Source organism: Arthrobacter sp. I3, from assembly GCF_000520575.1.
Lineage (GTDB): Bacteria > Actinomycetota > Actinomycetes > Actinomycetales > Micrococcaceae > Arthrobacter > Arthrobacter humicola_A.
The window spans coordinates 60,235-61,605 of sequence record NZ_KI914969.1; the positions used below are offsets into that span (position 1 = coordinate 60,235).

General features: G+C 65.5%; 1 protein-coding gene and 1 pseudogene. Both read right to left on the bottom strand.

Features of this window, described 5'->3' with window-relative positions; all coding sequences use genetic code 11:
* Positions 1–330 precede the first annotated feature (330 nt).
* Positions 331–771, bottom strand: coding sequence for an aldose epimerase family protein (locus Y706_RS27045; protein WP_028278180.1), 441 nt, complete (start codon positions 769–771; stop codon positions 331–333).
* Between the two features lie 244 nt (positions 772–1,015).
* Positions 1,016–1,371, bottom strand: a pseudogene (locus Y706_RS27050) (galactose mutarotase); the annotation flags it as partial.

Sequence of the window (1,371 nt, forward strand, 5' to 3'; positions counted from 1 at the left end):
CACGCGGGCCGGCTGCCGCAGCCTGTGGCCCCTACGGTCACAGCGAGGACAACCGCGACGGCGCCCAGGAGTTTCCTGATCTTCACAATTTTCTCCTTCCGCGGACCCAAAGTCCGCGAAGTTGCTCCTGATCGCAGTCCTGCACGTCATCGTGCCCCTGCGGGGCGGTAACAGCGGGAGGATTGCGGAGGTCTGAATGGAACGGGGGTTCAGCCGTCAAGGGATCTGCGGCTGATTGTTATCGCTAACAATATGGTCAAAGATAGCTTCTTGAAACATGTGAGTCAACGCACATTCGGTGCCAGTCTCCTTCTTACCGCCGCCGGACCCTCACGCGGCGAAGATGCGCCAGGCCACGCGGTGCGGGTCTCCGGGTACGAGCCGCACGAGGTCCGTGCCGGTGTTGAAGGCATCCGGCGGGCACGTCATGGGTTCCACGGCGAGTCCGAGCCGGCTGGGCAGCGGCGGTTCAGCATCCCCGGTGTAGAGCTGCAGCCAGGCGCAGCTGCGGTCCCAGGCCATGCCGACGCCCGTCCCGCCCGGGTCCCGGACCACCACGTGTGCCTGCCCGGCGCCGTCGAACACCATGTCGGTGAAGGCATGGTCGATCTTGGTGGAACCGATGACGCGGGCCGCGCGGAAGTCATATCCGTGTCCTTCAACGGACCGGGCGGCCGGGGCGGCCGTGCCGGGCCGGCTGCCGCAGCCTGTGGCCCCTACGGTCACAGCGAGGACAACCGCGACGGCGCCCAGGAGTTTCCTGATCTTCACAATTTTCTCCTTCCGCGGACCCAAAGTCCGCGAAGTTGCTCCTGATCGCAGTCCTGCACGTCATCGTGCCCCTGCGGGGCGGTAACAGCGGGAGGATTGCGGAGGTCTGAATGGAACGGGGGTTCAGCCGTCAAGGGATCTGCGGCTGATTGTTATCGCTAACAATATGGTCAAAGATAGCTTCTTGAAACATGTGAGTCAACGCACATTCGGTGCCAGTCTCCTTCTTACCGCCGCCGGACCCTCACGCGGCGAAGATGCGCCAGGCCACGCGGTGCGGGTCTCCGGGTACGAGCCGCACGAGGTCCGTGCCGGTGTTGAAGGCATCCGGCGGGCACGTCATGGGTTCCACGGCGAGTCCGAGCCGGCTGGGCAGCGGCGGTTCAGCATCCCCGGTGTAGAGCTGCAGCCAGGCGCAGCTGCGGTCCCAGGCCATGCCGACGCCCGTCCCGCCCGGGTCCCGGACCACCACGTGTGCCTGCCCGGCGCCGTCGAACACCATGTCGGTGAAGGCATGGTCGATCTTGGTGGAACCGATGACGCGGGCCGCGCGGAAGTCATATCCGTGTCCTTCAACGGACCGGGTGGCGATCGGCAGCA